This is a genomic window from Ruegeria sp. CF5 (assembly GCF_056537325.1).
Genome location: NZ_JBQFRI010000001.1, coordinates 935,890 through 950,530, shown reverse-complemented (window position 1 = coordinate 950,530; position 14,641 = coordinate 935,890). Strand labels below are relative to the sequence as shown.

18 protein-coding genes are annotated in these 14,641 nt (G+C 59.4%); 12 read left to right on the top strand and 6 right to left on the bottom strand.

Annotated elements, in window-relative coordinates; genetic code table 11:
- Window positions 1-211: 211 nt before the first annotated feature.
- The 6 genes from ACR0NW_RS04560 (at window position 212) to ACR0NW_RS04535 (ending at window position 5,771) form a co-directional block, all read left to right on the top strand.
- Window positions 212-499: a co-chaperone GroES gene (locus ACR0NW_RS04560; RefSeq protein WP_170650997.1), complete on the top strand. Its 288-nt coding sequence runs from the start codon at window positions 212-214 to the stop codon at window positions 497-499.
- Between the two features lie 64 nt (window positions 500-563).
- Complete coding sequence (gene groL / locus ACR0NW_RS04555) at window positions 564-2,204, top strand: chaperonin GroEL (RefSeq protein WP_170650996.1); 1,641 nt, start codon at window positions 564-566, stop codon at window positions 2,202-2,204.
- A gap of 182 nt (window positions 2,205-2,386) precedes the next feature.
- Window positions 2,387-2,923 carry a GNAT family N-acetyltransferase gene (locus ACR0NW_RS04550; RefSeq protein WP_480448655.1) on the top strand — a complete coding sequence of 179 codons (537 nt, stop codon included), beginning with the start codon at window positions 2,387-2,389 and terminating at the stop codon, window positions 2,921-2,923.
- 48 nt (window positions 2,924-2,971) lie between these two features.
- On the top strand, window positions 2,972-3,814 hold the full coding sequence (locus ACR0NW_RS04545; protein ID WP_480448656.1) for a DMT family transporter: 843 nt from the start codon (window positions 2,972-2,974) through the stop codon (window positions 3,812-3,814).
- Window positions 3,815-3,852: 38 nt separating this feature from the next.
- Window positions 3,853-4,623: an alpha/beta fold hydrolase gene (locus ACR0NW_RS04540; protein ID WP_170650993.1), complete on the top strand. Its 771-nt coding sequence runs from the start codon at window positions 3,853-3,855 to the stop codon at window positions 4,621-4,623.
- Window positions 4,620-5,771 (top strand): alpha-D-ribose 1-methylphosphonate 5-triphosphate diphosphatase, encoded by a 1,152-nt coding sequence (locus ACR0NW_RS04535; protein WP_480448657.1) that lies wholly within the window; start codon window positions 4,620-4,622, stop codon window positions 5,769-5,771. The genes ACR0NW_RS04540 and ACR0NW_RS04535 overlap by 4 nt, the downstream gene beginning before the upstream one ends.
- A 70-nt stretch (window positions 5,772-5,841) precedes the next feature.
- Here ACR0NW_RS04535 and ACR0NW_RS04530 read toward each other — a convergent pair whose 3' ends face one another.
- From ACR0NW_RS04530 to purE, 3 genes are read right to left on the bottom strand one after another with little or no spacing between them, the layout of a single operon-like run.
- The gene (locus ACR0NW_RS04530; protein WP_480448659.1) at window positions 5,842-6,909 is read right to left on the bottom strand and encodes a 5-(carboxyamino)imidazole ribonucleotide synthase; all 1,068 of its coding nucleotides are present in this window, start codon (window positions 6,907-6,909) and stop codon (window positions 5,842-5,844) included.
- A complete protein-coding gene (locus tag ACR0NW_RS04525; RefSeq protein ID WP_480448660.1) occupies window positions 6,906-7,667 on the bottom strand; it encodes an NAD(P)-binding domain-containing protein in 762 nt (253 codons plus the stop codon). Before ACR0NW_RS04525 ends, ACR0NW_RS04530 begins: the two co-directional genes overlap by 4 nt.
- Window positions 7,664-8,149: a 5-(carboxyamino)imidazole ribonucleotide mutase gene (gene purE / locus ACR0NW_RS04520; protein WP_480448661.1), complete on the bottom strand. Its 486-nt coding sequence runs from the start codon at window positions 8,147-8,149 to the stop codon at window positions 7,664-7,666. The genes ACR0NW_RS04525 and purE overlap by 4 nt, the downstream gene beginning before the upstream one ends.
- Window positions 8,150-8,270: 121 nt before the next feature.
- On the opposite strand from purE, the gene ACR0NW_RS04515 reads away from it, so the two are divergent.
- A complete protein-coding gene (locus ACR0NW_RS04515; protein WP_480791508.1) occupies window positions 8,271-8,588 on the top strand; it encodes a DUF1272 domain-containing protein in 318 nt (105 codons plus the stop codon).
- Between the two features lie 2 nt (window positions 8,589-8,590).
- Here ACR0NW_RS04515 and ACR0NW_RS04510 read toward each other — a convergent pair whose 3' ends face one another.
- Complete coding sequence (locus ACR0NW_RS04510; RefSeq protein WP_170650987.1) at window positions 8,591-8,815, bottom strand: DUF465 domain-containing protein; 225 nt, start codon at window positions 8,813-8,815, stop codon at window positions 8,591-8,593.
- A 166-nt stretch (window positions 8,816-8,981) separates the two neighbouring features.
- Here ACR0NW_RS04510 and ACR0NW_RS04505 point away from each other — a divergent pair, with 166 nt between their 5' ends.
- The 5 genes from ACR0NW_RS04505 (at window position 8,982) to ACR0NW_RS04485 (ending at window position 11,806) form a co-directional block, all read left to right on the top strand.
- Complete coding sequence (locus tag ACR0NW_RS04505; protein WP_170650986.1) at window positions 8,982-9,395, top strand: Hsp20 family protein; 414 nt, start codon at window positions 8,982-8,984, stop codon at window positions 9,393-9,395.
- A 3-nt stretch (window positions 9,396-9,398) separates the two neighbouring features.
- Window positions 9,399-9,623, top strand: a complete 225-nt coding sequence (locus tag ACR0NW_RS04500; protein WP_170650985.1) for a DUF1150 family protein — start codon at window positions 9,399-9,401, stop codon at window positions 9,621-9,623.
- A 92-nt stretch (window positions 9,624-9,715) separates the two neighbouring features.
- Window positions 9,716-10,606 carry a PhzF family phenazine biosynthesis protein gene (locus ACR0NW_RS04495; RefSeq protein ID WP_480448663.1) on the top strand — a complete coding sequence of 297 codons (891 nt, stop codon included), beginning with the start codon at window positions 9,716-9,718 and terminating at the stop codon, window positions 10,604-10,606.
- A complete protein-coding gene (locus ACR0NW_RS04490; RefSeq protein ID WP_480448664.1) occupies window positions 10,603-11,463 on the top strand; it encodes a hypothetical protein in 861 nt (286 codons plus the stop codon). Before ACR0NW_RS04495 ends, ACR0NW_RS04490 begins: the two co-directional genes overlap by 4 nt.
- Window positions 11,464-11,497: 34 nt before the next feature.
- Window positions 11,498-11,806 carry a putative quinol monooxygenase gene (locus ACR0NW_RS04485; protein ID WP_480448665.1) on the top strand — a complete coding sequence of 103 codons (309 nt, stop codon included), beginning with the start codon at window positions 11,498-11,500 and terminating at the stop codon, window positions 11,804-11,806.
- 28 nt (window positions 11,807-11,834) lie between these two features.
- Here ACR0NW_RS04485 and ACR0NW_RS04480 read toward each other — a convergent pair whose 3' ends face one another.
- Together ACR0NW_RS04480 and ACR0NW_RS04475 are read right to left on the bottom strand one after the other, a co-directional pair.
- Entirely contained in the window at window positions 11,835-12,692 is an 858-nt protein-coding gene (locus ACR0NW_RS04480; protein ID WP_480448666.1) for a hypothetical protein, read from the bottom strand.
- A 137-nt stretch (window positions 12,693-12,829) separates the two neighbouring features.
- A complete protein-coding gene (locus ACR0NW_RS04475) occupies window positions 12,830-14,548 on the bottom strand; it encodes a bifunctional sulfate adenylyltransferase/adenylylsulfate kinase (RefSeq protein ID WP_480448667.1) in 1,719 nt (572 codons plus the stop codon).
- Window positions 14,549-14,641: the final 93 nt, after the last annotated feature.

The window sequence follows — 14,641 nt, the reverse complement described above, 5'->3', positions numbered from 1 at the left end:
TGAACTCACGGCATACTATTCCTTCATTGGGGCGAGTAAACAGTTCCGCTGCGGCGCTATTCGATCTGCAAAAAATTTCATCACGCCTTGTTGACTCGCTGTTTCCAACTGCCTAGCTATGCGTCGTTATCACTCTCTGTCTATGAGTGCTAACGCCCCGCTGACCAGCGGGGGGAGGATTAACAAACTTTGAGCCCAAGGAGCTGCAAAGATGGCATTGAAACCGCTTCATGACCGCGTGCTGGTTCGCCGTACCGAAAGCGACGAGAAAACCGCAGGCGGACTGATCATCCCCGACAGCGCAAAAGAAAAGCCCAGCGAAGGCGAAGTCGTCGCAACCGGCGAAGGCGCACGCAAGGACAGCGGCGAGCTGATCGCGATGGCTGTAAAAGCTGGCGACAAGATCCTGTTCGGCAAATGGTCCGGCACCGAGGTCCAGGTCGACGGCGAAGAGCTGCTGATGATGAAAGAAAGCGACATCATGGGGATCATCGCGTAAGCCACGCGCTGCCGCTGATCTCATACCGCTTTAATTACAAACATTTTTCTCAAGGAGAAAGAACATGGCTGCTAAGGACGTCAAGTTCGAAACCGATGCCCGCAACCGTATGCTGGCCGGTGTAAACACTCTGGCAGACGCCGTGAAAGTGACCCTGGGCCCCAAAGGCCGCAACGTGGTTCTAGACAAATCCTTCGGCGCACCGCGCATCACCAAAGATGGTGTTTCGGTTGCCAAGGAAATCGAACTGGAAGACAAGTTCGAAAACATGGGCGCGCAGATGGTGAAAGAAGTCGCCAGCCGCACCAATGACGAAGCAGGCGACGGCACCACCACCGCAACCGTTCTGGCACAGGCCATCGTTCGCGAAGGTCTCAAGCAGGTTGCAGCGGGCCTGAACCCGATGGACCTGAAGCGCGGCATCGACCTGGCGACCGCCAAGGTTGTCGAAGGCATCAAGAATGCTTCGCGTGAAGTGAAAGACTCGGCAGAAGTTGCTCAGGTCGGCACCATCTCGGCCAACGGCGAAGCCGAAATCGGCCAGCAGATCGCAGACGCGATGCAGAAGGTTGGCAACGAAGGCGTCATCACCGTCGAAGAAAACAAAGGTCTGGAAACCGAGACCGATGTTGTCGAAGGTATGCAGTTCGACCGTGGCTACCTGTCGCCCTACTTCGTCACCAACGCAGACAAGATGATCACCGAACTCGACGACGTGATGATCCTGCTGCACGAAAAGAAACTGTCCTCGCTGCAGCCGATGGTTCCGCTGCTCGAGTCGGTGATCCAGTCGCAGAAGCCGCTGCTGATCATCGCCGAGGATGTTGAAGGTGAAGCGCTGGCAACCCTGGTTGTCAACAAACTGCGCGGCGGCCTGAAAATTGCTGCTGTCAAAGCACCGGGCTTCGGCGACCGCCGCAAGGCCATGCTGCAGGACATCGCAATCCTGACCGGTGGTCAGGTCATCAGCGAAGATCTGGGCATGAAGCTTGAGAATGTCACCATGGACATGCTGGGCACCGCCAAGAAAGTCTCGATCACCAAAGACGAGACCACCGTTGTTGACGGCGCAGGCGAGAAGGCCGAGATCGAAGCACGCGTTGCTCAGATCCGCACCCAGATCGAAGAAACCTCGAGCGACTACGACCGTGAAAAGCTGCAGGAACGCGTTGCCAAACTGGCAGGCGGTGTTGCCGTGATCCGCGTTGGCGGCATGACCGAAGTGGAAGTGAAAGAGCGTAAGGACCGTGTGGACGATGCTCTGAACGCAACCCGCGCTGCCGTTCAGGAAGGCGTTGTCGTTGGTGGCGGTGTCGCACTGGTTCAGTCCGGCAAAGCTCTGAACGAACTGAAAGGCGAGAACGCCGATCAGGACGCAGGTATCAACATCGTTCGCAAGGCCATCGAAGCGCCGCTGCGCCAGATCGCCGAAAACGCAGGCGTTGACGGTGCGGTTGTTGCCGGCAAGGTTCGCGAATCCTCGGACGCAGCATTCGGCTTCAACGCTCAGACCGAAGAATATGGCGACATGTTCGCATTCGGTGTGATCGACCCTGCCAAGGTTGTGCGTACCGCTCTGGAAGACGCATCGTCGGTTGCTGGTCTGCTGATCACCACCGAAGCGATGGTTGCAGACAAGCCGCAGAAAGACGCACCTGCCGCAGGCGGCATGCCCGACATGGGCGGCATGGGCGGCATGATGTAAGAACGGCGAATTTCCGTCAGGAAATTCTGCCGACCCCGACAGGCGATTGGCTGCAAAGCCAAGCTGCCAAAAGGGGGGCTTTGTGCTAATGGATCGGGGTCGCCTTCGGGCGGCCCCTTTTCATTTGATAGGCTCGTGATACGGGCATGCCTCAAGCGGGGATATTTGGAGCAAGAGGAAGAATGGCAATCGGACCTGATGTCAGCCGGGATATGCGCCCTGGCGAAGAAGCCGAAGTGGATGCGCTGCTGCGGGCGGCCTTTGAAGGTGAGGGCGAGGTAGAGCTTGTTCGCCGGCTCCGGCGCGACGGCGACATGGTGTCTGAGATCGTAAAGCCGTGGCAGGGGCGGATAGCGGGTTACGCTGCGTTGTCACGGATGCTTGCACCCGCAGGGTGGCTATGCCTTGCGCCAGTGGCAGTGTTGCCCGAGTTTCAGCGGGGGGCTTTAGCACCATCAGGGCAATCAAAAACGCACTGGCAGGTCGGACGGCGATTGGTGAGTGAGCTTGTCGGTGCGGCACAAATACCGGAGTTGTCGGAGGTTCCAGTGATAGTTGTGCTGGGGCAGCCGGAATTCTACGAAAAATGCGGCTTTTCCCGTGCGCGGGCAGCGCAACTGACGACGCCTTACCCGGTGGAATACACCATGCTTGCCGCGCCGGGAGATGACATTCCGCAAGAAACGCTGATCTATCCGGCGGCCTTTGAGGGCGAGTAAGTGGGAATGTGAGTGTCCAAGACAAGGCGAAACCGCTATGCGTCTGGTATGAAACTGTTTCTGCTGACATCCCTGACCATGATCGCCTTTGCGGCAAACTCGATCCTGAACCGGCTGGCCATTGACAGCGGCGCCAGCGACCCGGGCACGTTTGCCGTTGTGCGCGTTCTGGCGGGGGCGCTGACGCTGGCGGTGCTGGTTATGCTGCGGGGCAGGCGGCTGCCCTTGCTGAACTCGAGGCGATTGGTCGGCGCGGGGGCTCTGTCGCTCTATATGGTCGGGTTCTCGATGGCCTATCTGACACTGGATGCGGGGCTGGGTGCGCTGATCCTGTTCGGCGTCGTGCAGATCACCATGTTTGCCGCCACGTCGGTGACCGGTGCACCGCCACAGATGCGGCAGGTGATCGGCGCATCGACAGCGTTCGCCGGGCTGGCCTATATCCTCTGGCCTGCGGGACAGGTTCAGGTCGACCCCGCCGGGGCTGCGCTAATGGTGGCGGCGGGCATCGGTTGGGGCGCGTATACTCTGACGGGAAGGAACGAGCCGGACGCGCTATCCGGAACCGGCGCGAACTTTGTGGTCGCTCTGCCGGTGACTGCGCTGGTCTTTGCTCTGGTCGGCACTGACTGGGCCATGACACCTGCGGGTATCGTTCTGGCCGCAGTGTCCGGTGGCGTGACCTCGGGACTTGGATATGCACTGTGGTATCGCGTTCTGCCGCAATTGGCGCCAGCGGTGGCAGCCACCGTTCAGCTGAGTGTTCCGATCATCGCCATTGCGGCAGGCATCGTCTTGCTGGGCGAAGCTGCCAGCCTGCGTCTGGCCATCGGCACGCTTCTGGTGCTTGGCGGAATTGCCCTGGCGGTACTTAAAGTGAAGCGGGCTTAGGGGTTTCACCCGATCCCGTTTGGCCTTATCTGGCCTGTATGAGGTTTCTTGTCTTCATATTATGCCTGTTACCGGGACTGGCACGCGCCGACTGCGTTGTGCTGTTGCACGGTCTTGCACGTACCGAAGCCTCGTTTTCGATCATGGAGCAGCTGTTTCTTGCACATGATTACAAGGTGGTGCGGCCCGGCTATGCCTCGACCGATCTGCCGATACCTGACCTTGCGCGGCAAACCCTGCCCGCTGCATTTGCCGAATGCGGCGATCAGCCAACGCACATCGTGTCGCATTCGATGGGCGGTATTCTGGTCCGCTACTGGCTGCAGGATCACCAGCCGGACAATCTGGGCCGTGTCGTCATGCTTGGCCCGCCCAATCAGGGAAGTCAGTTGGTGGATGAACTGGGCGATTGGGAAGTGTTCGGCCTGTTGCACGGGCCAGCGGGCCTCTCGCTTGCGACTGGCCCCGAGGGGTTTCCGGGTCAACTGCCTCCAGTCAATTTCGAACTAGGCGTGATCGCGGGCGAAAATTCATTGAACCCGGTATTTTCGTCGATGATCGACGGAGCGGATGACGGCAAGGTTTCGGTCGAAACCACTAAGGTTGAGGGTATGTCCGACCACATTGTCCTGCCGGTGACGCATACCTTCATGATGAACAATCCCCGGGTTATGGCGCAGGCATTGCATTTCATCGAATTCGGCCGTTTCGACCCCGAGATCACCTGGCTTGACGGCGTAATGGACGTCATCGACGAGATCTGCATCGGGCGGGACTGCACCGAGCCAGAGTCGGAGCCCACAAGATGAGCGCACTGGAACTGACCCTGACCGGCGCGGATATCCTGCTGCCGGATAACACGATAACACGCGGCGAGCTGAGCTTGGCGGAAGGCAAGGTTCAGCAAGACCGGGCAGGGCGCCAGATCGATCTGTCCGGGTACCTCATCCTCCCCGGTATTGTCGACCTGCACGGCGACGGGTTCGAACGCCACCTCGCCCCACGTCGCGGTGCGATGAAACAGATGGACGAAGGCGTCATCGCGACTGAGGCTGAACTGGCCGCAAACGGCATCACCACCGCCGTTATGGCACAGTTTCACAGTTGGGAGGGCGGCGTGCGCGGTCCGGAATTTGCCGCGCAGGTATTTGCCGCGATCGCTTCGGTCAAAGCCACGGTCGTGACGGACCTGATCCCGCAATTGCGTTTCGAAACTCACATGCTCGGGGATTACGCCAGCCTTCCTGACAGCATTGCCGACTGGCAGGTGCCTTATGTCGTGTTCAACGATCACCTGCCGCATGACCGGCTGTCACAGGGCCGGACGCCGCCGCGCCTGACCGGGCAGGCGCTCAAGGCTGGGCGAAGCCCCGAGGCGCATCTGGACATGCTGCAAACCATGCACGCCCGCAGGGACGAGGTTCCGGCGGCGCTTGACGCGCTCTGCGCAGAACTGTCACGGCGAGGCGTGCGCATGGGCAGCCACGATGATGCGACGGCAGCGACTCGCGCTGGATGGCGGGATCGCGGCGTGGCCATCGCGGAATTCCCCGAGACCCTCGACGCGGCCGAAGCTGCCCGCGCCGCCGGAGATCAGATTATTCTGGGTTCGCCGAATGTGGTGCGGGGGGGCTCGCACAAAGGTAACGCCAGCGCCTTGGACCTGATTACCATGGGGCTGTGTGACGCACTGGCCTCGGACTATCACTATCCCAGCCCGCGCCGGGCCGCGCTGATGATTGCCAGAACCGGCCTGCTGGATCTGGCGGGCGCATGGGCGTTGGTTTCTTCTGGCCCTGCACGGGTTCTGGGGCTGAACGATCGTGGCACGCTAGTACCGGGTAAACGCGCCGATCTGGTCATTCTCGACGCTGAAACGCACCGGGTCGCCGCCACGTTGGCCGGTGGCCGGGTCAGCCATATGTCCGGCGACATCGCGGCGCGCTTTCTGGGTTAGACGCACGCCGCGTCTTCATCTGGCCAAAAATACTCCGGCCGGAGACTTCGCGTGATACGCGCGAATTCCCTCAGCGGACGATGCGGTTGAAATGCCCCATCTTGCGGCCCGGTTTTACGTCGACCTTGCCATAAAGATGGATGGCCACATCGCGCTCCTGCGCAAGTTCCGGCACCCGGTCCATGTCATCGCCGATCAGGTTCTCCATCACCACATCCGCATGGCGCTGACCATCCCCAAGCGGCCAGCCCGCCACCGCGCGGATATGCTGCTCGAACTGATCCACGGCGCATCCGTTCTGGGTCCAGTGGCCCGAATTATGCACACGTGGCGCAATTTCATTCACGATCAGTCCCTGCGGCGTCACGAACAGCTCAACCCCCATCACGCCGACATAATCAAGCGCATTCAGGATATTGGCCGCCAGCAGCACCGCATCCGTCTTTTGTGACGGTGACAAACGGGCCGGTATGGTCGTGGTATGCAGGATACCATTGCGATGCACGTTTTCACCGGGATCGAAGCAGGCGACCTGACCGTCCAGTCCGCGCGCGGCAATGATCGACACCTCATGGGTGAAATTCACGAACCCTTCCAGAATGGCAGGCGCCCCGGCCATGTCGGCCAGCGCTGCCCCGGCATCTTCGGCAGAGTGCAGACGTGCCTGTCCCTTGCCGTCATAACCAAAGCGGCGGGTTTTCAGAATGGCCGGTGTGCCAATCTCGGCAATGGCTGCGTTCAGGCTGTCCAGATCGGTAATATCGGCAAAGGGGGCGGTGTTCAGCCCCAGCCCCTGCAGAAACGTCTTTTCGGTCAGCCGGTCCTGACTGACCCGCAACGCCTCGCGCCCGGGACGGATCGGGCGGTGCGCCTCCAGCAGATCCAGCGCCTCGGTCGGGATGTTCTCGAACTCATAGGTGATGACATCGACCGAGTCAGCAAAGGCCTTCAGCGCCGCCGCATCGTCATAGGCGGCTGTGGTCACGCGATCCGCGACCTGACCAGCGGGCGGGTTGGCGCCCGGTTCATAGATATGGGTGATAAAACCCAGTCGTGACGCCGCAACAGACAGCATCCGGCCCAACTGGCCGCCACCAAGAATTCCGATCACCGCTCCGGGAGCGAGCATGTCCGTCATCGTCCGTTCTCCAACCGTTGACCAATGGCCGTCAGCGCCGCACGCAGCGCTTCATGTGCACGACCTGTTTTCAGTGCATCCGTCATTTGCAGGCTCAGCGTACCGTCCGTGGCCAGCGCATCGCGTTCCGATGCCAGCGCACCAGCCTTGCCCTTGTCCATTGTCGCAAGGAACCCGGACAACAACTGCGTCGTGTAGAACTCTGCCGCGTTTGTATCGCCGGTTTGTTCCGCCAGCCAGCCAGCACCAGTTGCCATCAGGTCCAGCATGCCCGGAACCATTGCGCAAATTGCAAAATGCGCGTTCAGCGCGGCCTCGTCAGCGACTTTCACCACCGGGTTTTCCGGCTCGAACAGTTCCGCCAGCAGGCGATCGTCGCCGAATGCTGCCAGTGGGCAGCCACCCGCACGTAAGAACCCCAGCGGTATTGTCTGAACGAAATCCGAAGCGGGTGCGCACAAATCGGCCAGTTGATCCGCCGACACTGCTGCCATGACGGAAACGATCCGATGATCCGCACGAAAGGTCAGCGGTGTCAGAACCTCGGCTGCCAAATGCGGGCGCAGGCACAAGAACACGATCTCGGACGCGTCGATGACAGCCTGCGGGGCCGCAATGGTGACGTTCAGCTCTTCCTTCAGCTCTGCCGATACGCGAATATTGCGTTCGGTGACTGAAATCGCGTGCCCCTTGGCGGCCAGAAACCGCGCGATAGGGGCCGCGATATGCCCGGTCCCGATAAAGCCGATCCGGCTCATCCTTCGGGCTCCTCCGGGATCGAGGCCGACAAGGCCTCGCGCCACGCATCTAGACGTTCCGCCAGCGCGTCGTCCTGCAACGCCAGAATGCCAGCCGCCATCAGGCCCGCATTGGCCCCACCGGCCGATCCGATGGCCATGGTTGCAACCGGAAAGCCCTTGGGCATCTGCACGATGGAATACAGCGAGTCGACACCCGACAGCGCCCGCGTCTGAACCGGAACGCCAATCACCGGCACACGGGTTTTTGACGCCATCATGCCCGGCAGATGCGCAGCACCTCCGGCCCCGGCAATGATCACCTGCAGACCACGCCCGGCGGCTTTCTTGCCATAGTCCCACAACCGGTCAGGCGTACGGTGCGCCGAAACAATACGCTTTTCATACGTCACGCCCAGTTCGTCGAGAATGTTCGCTGCTTCCTTCATGGTCGGCCAGTCCGACTGACTGCCCATGATGATCCCAACCCTGATATCGCCCATACGCGCTGTCCCCGCCTGCGGAAAGAGCGCGCACTATAGCCAAATGCAACATTGGCGCAATTGGCAACATGTTGCATCGGGACGAAAACTCGGGAACTCTTTGACCCAAACAGGGAATGAGATGATGCTGGAACTGCGCCCCAACTGCGAACTGTGTGACCGTGACCTGCCACCCAATGCACCGGATGCACGCATTTGCAGCTATGAATGCACCTATTGCGCCGAATGCGTCGAGAATCAGTTGCACAATGTCTGCCCCACCTGCGGTGGCGGATTTGCACCGCGTCCGATCCGCCCGAAACGGTCTTGGCGGCCGGAACTGAACCTTGGGCTGGTCAATCAACCGGCAAGCGACAAACGCCGTCACTCAAAGTTCACGCGTGATGACATCGACGCGCATGTCGCGCGCATCCGGGATATTCCGCCCGAAAACAGGTAGTCTCAGGCGATGATGTCCGGGGTCAGGCGATCCTCGATTATGCGGATGATGTCTTTCAGGCGAAGTTTCTGCTTTTTCAACCGCTTGATTGTCAGCTGGTCTGCCGTACCGGTGGCCTGCAGCGCCTCGATGGCTTCGTCAAGATCGCGGTGCTGACGGCGGAATACCTCCAGTTCAACCCGCAGAACTTCATCGGTTTTCATTGAAAGATCGGTAGGCGCGTTCATTGGCGACTCAGTACTTCCCTTGTTTATTGACACACAGAATAGTGTGTCCGGGTGAATCCGCCTAGACCTTGTGGACATCCTGTTTTCTTCCCATATTCTACATTGCGCGGTTGCCGCTACGGGGCCGCACCAACACGTCGCTTTGACAAAAAAGGACGAGGATAAAGTGTCGAAACTTACTCTTGGCTCCTACCCGCATCTGTTGGGGTTCGAGCAGCTGGAACGCCTTCTGGAACGCTCGGCCAAGGCCGGGAACGAAGGCTACCCGCCCTATAATATCGAGCAGACCTCGGATTTTTCCTATCGGATCACGCTCGCCGTGGCCGGATTTGCCGAGGAAGATCTGTCAATCACCATCGAGGATCGCCAGCTGGTGATCCGGGGCCGTCAACGCGACGACAGCGAGGGGCGCGTGTTCCTGCACCGTGGCATCGCCGCACGCCAGTTCCAGCGCATGTTCGTGCTGGCCGATGGCGTCGAGGTGGGCGAGGCCGTGATGGAGAACGGTCTGCTGCATGTCGATCTGACTCGGGCCGTTCCGGAAACCGTGGTGCAGACGATCAACATAAGAAAGGGGTAAGCCATGAATACGCCATATGAAATCAATACCGAAGGCGACCGCATCGTCTATGTAAAGGCGGTCGAGGTTTCGGACCTGCCGCAGGAAGTGCGCGATCAGGCCGGTGATCTTGAACAGCTTTACGCCGTCCATGATGCAAACGGCCAGCAACTGGCCCTTGTCGCCGACCGCAAGCTGGCCTTTGTTCTGGCCCGCGAACACGACCTGTCGCCTGTGGCTGTTCACTGAACGGCCACGCACCCTCTGAAAATACGTGACATTTGCCGTGTGACCGGCGAAACATGCCCGCCGTACAGACCGCCATAACCGGGAGAGGGCGCATGAGCTGGTTCGAATTCGATTGGGTGGATGCCTTCAGCGACCGCCCCTTTGGCGGCAACGGGTGTGCTGTTGTCTATGACGGCGCCGGTCTGTCCGAAAAGACCTGCACCGCTTATGTCCGCGAAACCTCGCTGGCTGAATGCACCTTCACCGGACCATCGGACGTGGCCGATATCCGCGTGCGATACTACCTTGCCAGTCGAGAGATTCCCTTTGCCGGTCATCCCACCATTGCCACCGTCGCGGCCATGCGGTCTCGCGGTATGGTCACGGGCGATACGCTGACGCTGGAAACCGGGGCAGGGATTGTCTCGATCCGACTGGATGGCGACGAGATCGAGATGACGCAGATAGCCCCTGAATTCGGGGCGGTCGTCCCCGCCGATCTGGTGGCCGATTGCGTAGGTCTTGACGCTGACGCAATCATTTCCCCTCCGCAGATTGTATCGACGGGACTGCCGTTCTGCATCACCATCCTGCGTGATCACGCGACACTGCGACAGGCAAAACTGAATGTGGATGCCCTACGCCGTCTCGCCGAAAGTCAGGGATATTCCGGCACCGACATGATGGAACCCTTTCTTGTGACGCTTCAGGGTGCAACGGATGCAGGTGACACGTTCTCGCGCCTTCTTATGGCGCCGCCCAGCCTGCCCGAGGACCCTTTCACCGGCTCAGCCACCGGTGCAATGGCTGCCTATCTGTGGAAGTATGGGCTGATGGATAAGGACTGTTTCATTGCCGAGCAGGGCCACGACATGGGCCGCCCGGGGCAGGCCACCGTCACGCGCGTCGGCCCGCCCGACGCGATGACCGGCATCAAGGTCGCGGGCAAAGGCTTTGTCCTGATGCGCGGGCAGGTCGATCTGCCGGATGGAACGCCGCAATGACGGAACCCGCCATTGCGATTCTGCCCTATGGTCACCGACTTGGCCCGAAACTGGCCGAACTGCCACTGTCCGAGCTTGCCTGGCCCCTCGGCTGCCCGGATCGCCTGAACGGCAAAACCGTAGGCGATCTGGAACGTACCGACCACCTGATCATGTATCCCAACACCAAGGCGCATTTCCGCCTGCGCAGGGGGACTCGGGCGCAGATTTCGCTGATGATGGGCGAGCCTTCGGCCATTCACGCCAAACATGACCGTCTGCTGCGTTATTCGTGGCGACGGTTTTTCCGGGTGTTCACCTTTCACGAGGTGTTGCTAGACAGCCTGCCGAACGCGGTCTTCCTGCCTTATGGGGCGACACTGGTACCCGAATGGCGGGACCTGTCGTTGAACAAGGTGAAATCCTGCTCGCTGGTCGCCTCGGCCAAGCGCGATTTGATCGGGCATCAACTGCGCCACTCGGTGATCGACTGGGTGCGTGAGACGGGGCAGGACGTTGATATCATGGGGCGCGGTTACATGCCGTTCGACCAGAAATCCGATGGTCTGGCCCCCTATCGCTATTCGGTCGTGATCGAAAATGTGCGCGAAAAGAACTATTTCTCGGAAAAGCTGGTCGACGCCATTCTGTGTGCGACGGTGCCGATCTATTGGGGTTGCCCGAACATCGCGGATTTCATGGACACGTCCGGCATGATCCTCTGTGAGTCCGAGACCGACATCCGTGATGCGATAGCGTCCGTTTCCGAAAGCGACTTTGAACAGCGATTGCCTGCGCTTCAGGCTATTCAACCCGTTGCGGACACGTTTGGGGATTTCGAAGGTCGTGCAGCGCGGGCGCTCAGGGATCAGCTTTGATCGCGACGGCCCAGTTTCAGGGATAGGCAAACAGATGACTGCAGATGACGATGCCCGGGTTTTTCTGAACGGATATCTGGATGTTCCGGCCGACAGACTGGACGCGGTCAGGGCCGCCTTGCCCGCACATATTGATCTGACGCGGGCGGAACCGGGCTGCATGTCCTTCGATGTGACCGAATCCGACGACCATCCCGGGCGTTTCATGGTGGCTGAAATCTTTGAAAATCAGGCTGCATTCGATGCCCACCAGACCCGGACCAGAAATTCCAGCTGGTTCGCGGAGACCAAAGGCATCCCCCGCGACTATTCGATCTCGACCGGGACACCGCAAAAGGGCTGAAACCCGGCTCGATGTCCGGACTGACTGGCTATCCTGTCGGTTGCCCCGACTTCATCCAGTCCAATAGAGGTATCGGATTTTTCGTCGGATCGATTCCGTGCCGATCGCAAAGCCTAGCCAGATAGCTGCCCGGTTTCGGAAGACCCTGCGCAGCGCGGGCCAGATATTTTTTCTGATGCCCGTAGATGTGAACCGAATAGACACCCTCGCGTTCGATATCGGCCGTTTCGATCTCGGGGTCGTGCAGCTTCCAAAGGTTGTCCGGAGGCAGCGGATAGAACGCATCGGCAGGCATCGCGTATCTGTCTTCACCGGTCTGGTGCAGGAAGTGGCTGAACGCCTTTGGCCCGGAACATCCCCATGGCAGAGTTTCGATCCCCCAGGTTTCCCCGTTCGACACCCGGCGTCGATTGATCCGCCGCAGTCGATCACCCCGCCAGGGTTGCGTTGGGTTAGGGTCGGTGACGAACTCCAACATCAGCTTTAGCGTCTCTGAATCCTTTGGCAGCCGCACCACGCCATTCGGAAATCCACCCACTCCGGAATGGGCGAAGACATGAGGTGTTTCGAAATCGAAGGGACGAACGCAATAGGCATCCAGATCAACCCAGATGAAATCGGTTTTCTCAAACAGGTGCAGCCGGAAGATGTCCGAGAACACAGCGACCTTCAGCCGGTCGTTGTCTTCGATGTCAAACGGTGCCGGCCAGAGAACGTCCGAGGCCGGTTTGACGGTTGTACAAATCGGAATGTTGGCGATTTTTTTTGGTACAAACAGAACAAAACGATGCCCCCGATCCAGAAACGACTGAATGCACAACGCCTCAAGCCACGACAGGTCCGACCCAAACCAAAAGCTGGCAACCGTGGGTAACGCGTGATTCATTCAACGACCGGATCAGATGAAAGTTGGCGATTTGCAGCAATCTCACGAGGGTTTGTCAATGCCACCGGGAACGGCCAGATAAAAAAGACGGCCCCCGAATTATCGGAGGCCGCCTGTTCAAAGTTGATCGGGTTGCTTTACGAACCCGCGATCAGACCCATGCTTTCCAGCTTCAGCAGAACCTGATGGGCGCAGTTGTCGACATCGACATTCTCGGTCTCGACACGCAGTTCCGGGTTTTCAGGAACATCGTAAGGGTCGGAAATTCCGGTGAATTCCTGAATCTTCCCTTCACGCGCCAGCTTGTAAAGACCCTTGCGATCGCGACGTTCGCATTCCTCGATCGAGGTCGAGACGTGCACCTCGCAGAAGGCGCCAAAGGCTTCGATATCTTCCCGCACGGCGCGGCGGGTTGTGGCATAGGGCGCGATGGGGGCACAGATGGCGATACCGCCATTCTTGGTGATCTCGGACGCGACATAGCCGATACGACGGATGTTCAGGTCGCGGTGCTCTTTCGAAAAGCCCAGCTCGCTCGACAGGTTTTTCCGCACGATATCGCCGTCCAACAGCGTCACGGGACGGTCGCCCATCTCCATCAGTTTGACCATCAAAGCATTGGCAATAGTGGATTTTCCAGAACCCGAGAAGCCAGTGAAGAAAACCGTAAAGCCCTGATGCGAACGCGGCGGGAACCGGTTGCGCAACTCCTGAACAACCTCGGGGAACGAGAACCATTCCGGAATCTCCAGCCCTTCGCGAAGACGACGGCGCAGTTCGGTTCCGCTGATGTTCAGGATCGTGACGTTTTCCTTGTCCGCGATCTCGTCATTGGGCTCGTACTGGGCTCGTTCCTGCACATAGACCATGTGTTTGAAATCAACCATCTCAAGGCCGATCTCGTCCTGATATTCACGGAACAGATCCTGCGCATCGTAAGGTCCGTAAAAATCCTCACCGGCCGAGTTCTTGCCGGGGCCTGCATGGTCGCGGCCAACGATAAAGTGGGTGCAGCCGTGATTTTTGCGGATCAGACCGTGCCAGACAGCTTCACGCGGGCCAGCCATACGCATCGCCAGATTCAGCAGCGACATCGAGGTGGTTGAAGCCGGATATTTGTCCAGAACGGCCTCATAGCAGCGCACGCGGGTGAAATGGTCCACATCGCCCGGCTTGGTCAGACCGACAACCGGGTGGATCAGCAGGTTGGCCTGTGCTTCCTTGGCGGCACGGAACGTCAGTTCCTGATGCGCCCGGTGCAGCGGGTTGCGGGTCTGGAACGCCACAACACGACGCCAGCCAACCTTCCGGAAATAGGCGCGCAACTCGTTCGGCGTATCGCGACGGGCCTTGAAATCATAGTGGATCGGCGGCTGGATACCGGTGACAGGGCCACCCAGATAGATCTTGCCTGCCTCGTTATGCAGATAGTTGACGGCCGGGTGCGCGTCATCGTCAGCACCAAAAACCTTTTCCGCCTCGTTGGCCTTGTTCGGGGTCCAGCGGTCGGTGACGGTCATGGTCGCCAGGATCACGCCTTCCTGATCGCGCAGGGCGATGTCCTGCCCCATTTCGATCTTTTCGGCGAACTCTTCGCCCACATCCAGCGTGATTGGCATGGGCCAGAGGGTACCGTCGGCAAGGCGCATGTTTTCGACGACGCCGTTATAGTCATCTTCGGACAGGAACCCCTTTAGCGGGTTGAAGCCGCCATTCATCAACAGTTCCAGATCACAGATCTGGCGCGGTGTCAGGTCCCAGCTTGTCAGGTCTGCGGCTTCGACTTTCAGTTTCTGGGCCGAGTCATAGGACACATAGAGTTCGGGGATCGGGGCCAGATTACTTAACATCGTCATTGGAATACTCTTGTCAGATCGGTTGAATTGCTGCTGTTTCATTGGCATTTCGCGCCATTTGCACTGTCATTCAGCAGAAGTCCAGACGGCTGC

What these genes read in the sequence shown, in the direction of transcription:
- purE (WP_480448661.1), bottom strand. Translation starts at nt 8,149, where the DNA reads ATGGGCGATATCAGGGTTGGGATCATCATGGGCAGTCAGTCGGACTGG.
- ACR0NW_RS04525 (WP_480448660.1), bottom strand. Translation starts at nt 7,667, where the DNA reads ATGAGCCGGATCGGCTTTATCGGGACCGGGCATATCGCGGCCCCTATC.
- ACR0NW_RS04475 (WP_480448667.1), bottom strand. Translation starts at nt 14,548, where the DNA reads ATGACGATGTTAAGTAATCTGGCCCCGATCCCCGAACTCTATGTGTCC.
- ACR0NW_RS04535 (WP_480448657.1), top strand. Translation starts at nt 4,620, where the DNA reads ATGAGCGCACTGGAACTGACCCTGACCGGCGCGGATATCCTGCTGCCG.
- ACR0NW_RS04480 (WP_480448666.1), bottom strand. Translation starts at nt 12,692, where the DNA reads ATGAATCACGCGTTACCCACGGTTGCCAGCTTTTGGTTTGGGTCGGAC.
- ACR0NW_RS04545 (WP_480448656.1), top strand. Translation starts at nt 2,972, where the DNA reads ATGAAACTGTTTCTGCTGACATCCCTGACCATGATCGCCTTTGCGGCA.
- ACR0NW_RS04540 (WP_170650993.1), top strand. Translation starts at nt 3,853, where the DNA reads ATGAGGTTTCTTGTCTTCATATTATGCCTGTTACCGGGACTGGCACGC.
- ACR0NW_RS04530 (WP_480448659.1), bottom strand. Translation starts at nt 6,909, where the DNA reads ATGACGGACATGCTCGCTCCCGGAGCGGTGATCGGAATTCTTGGTGGC.
- ACR0NW_RS04515 (WP_480791508.1), top strand. Translation starts at nt 8,271, where the DNA reads ATGATGCTGGAACTGCGCCCCAACTGCGAACTGTGTGACCGTGACCTG.
- ACR0NW_RS04490 (WP_480448664.1), top strand. Translation starts at nt 10,603, where the DNA reads ATGACGGAACCCGCCATTGCGATTCTGCCCTATGGTCACCGACTTGGC.
- ACR0NW_RS04485 (WP_480448665.1), top strand. Translation starts at nt 11,498, where the DNA reads ATGACTGCAGATGACGATGCCCGGGTTTTTCTGAACGGATATCTGGAT.
- ACR0NW_RS04510 (WP_170650987.1), bottom strand. Translation starts at nt 8,815, where the DNA reads ATGAACGCGCCTACCGATCTTTCAATGAAAACCGATGAAGTTCTGCGG.
- ACR0NW_RS04495 (WP_480448663.1), top strand. Translation starts at nt 9,716, where the DNA reads ATGAGCTGGTTCGAATTCGATTGGGTGGATGCCTTCAGCGACCGCCCC.
- groL (WP_170650996.1), top strand. Translation starts at nt 564, where the DNA reads ATGGCTGCTAAGGACGTCAAGTTCGAAACCGATGCCCGCAACCGTATG.
- ACR0NW_RS04500 (WP_170650985.1), top strand. Translation starts at nt 9,399, where the DNA reads ATGAATACGCCATATGAAATCAATACCGAAGGCGACCGCATCGTCTAT.
- ACR0NW_RS04560 (WP_170650997.1), top strand. Translation starts at nt 212, where the DNA reads ATGGCATTGAAACCGCTTCATGACCGCGTGCTGGTTCGCCGTACCGAA.
- ACR0NW_RS04550 (WP_480448655.1), top strand. Translation starts at nt 2,387, where the DNA reads ATGGCAATCGGACCTGATGTCAGCCGGGATATGCGCCCTGGCGAAGAA.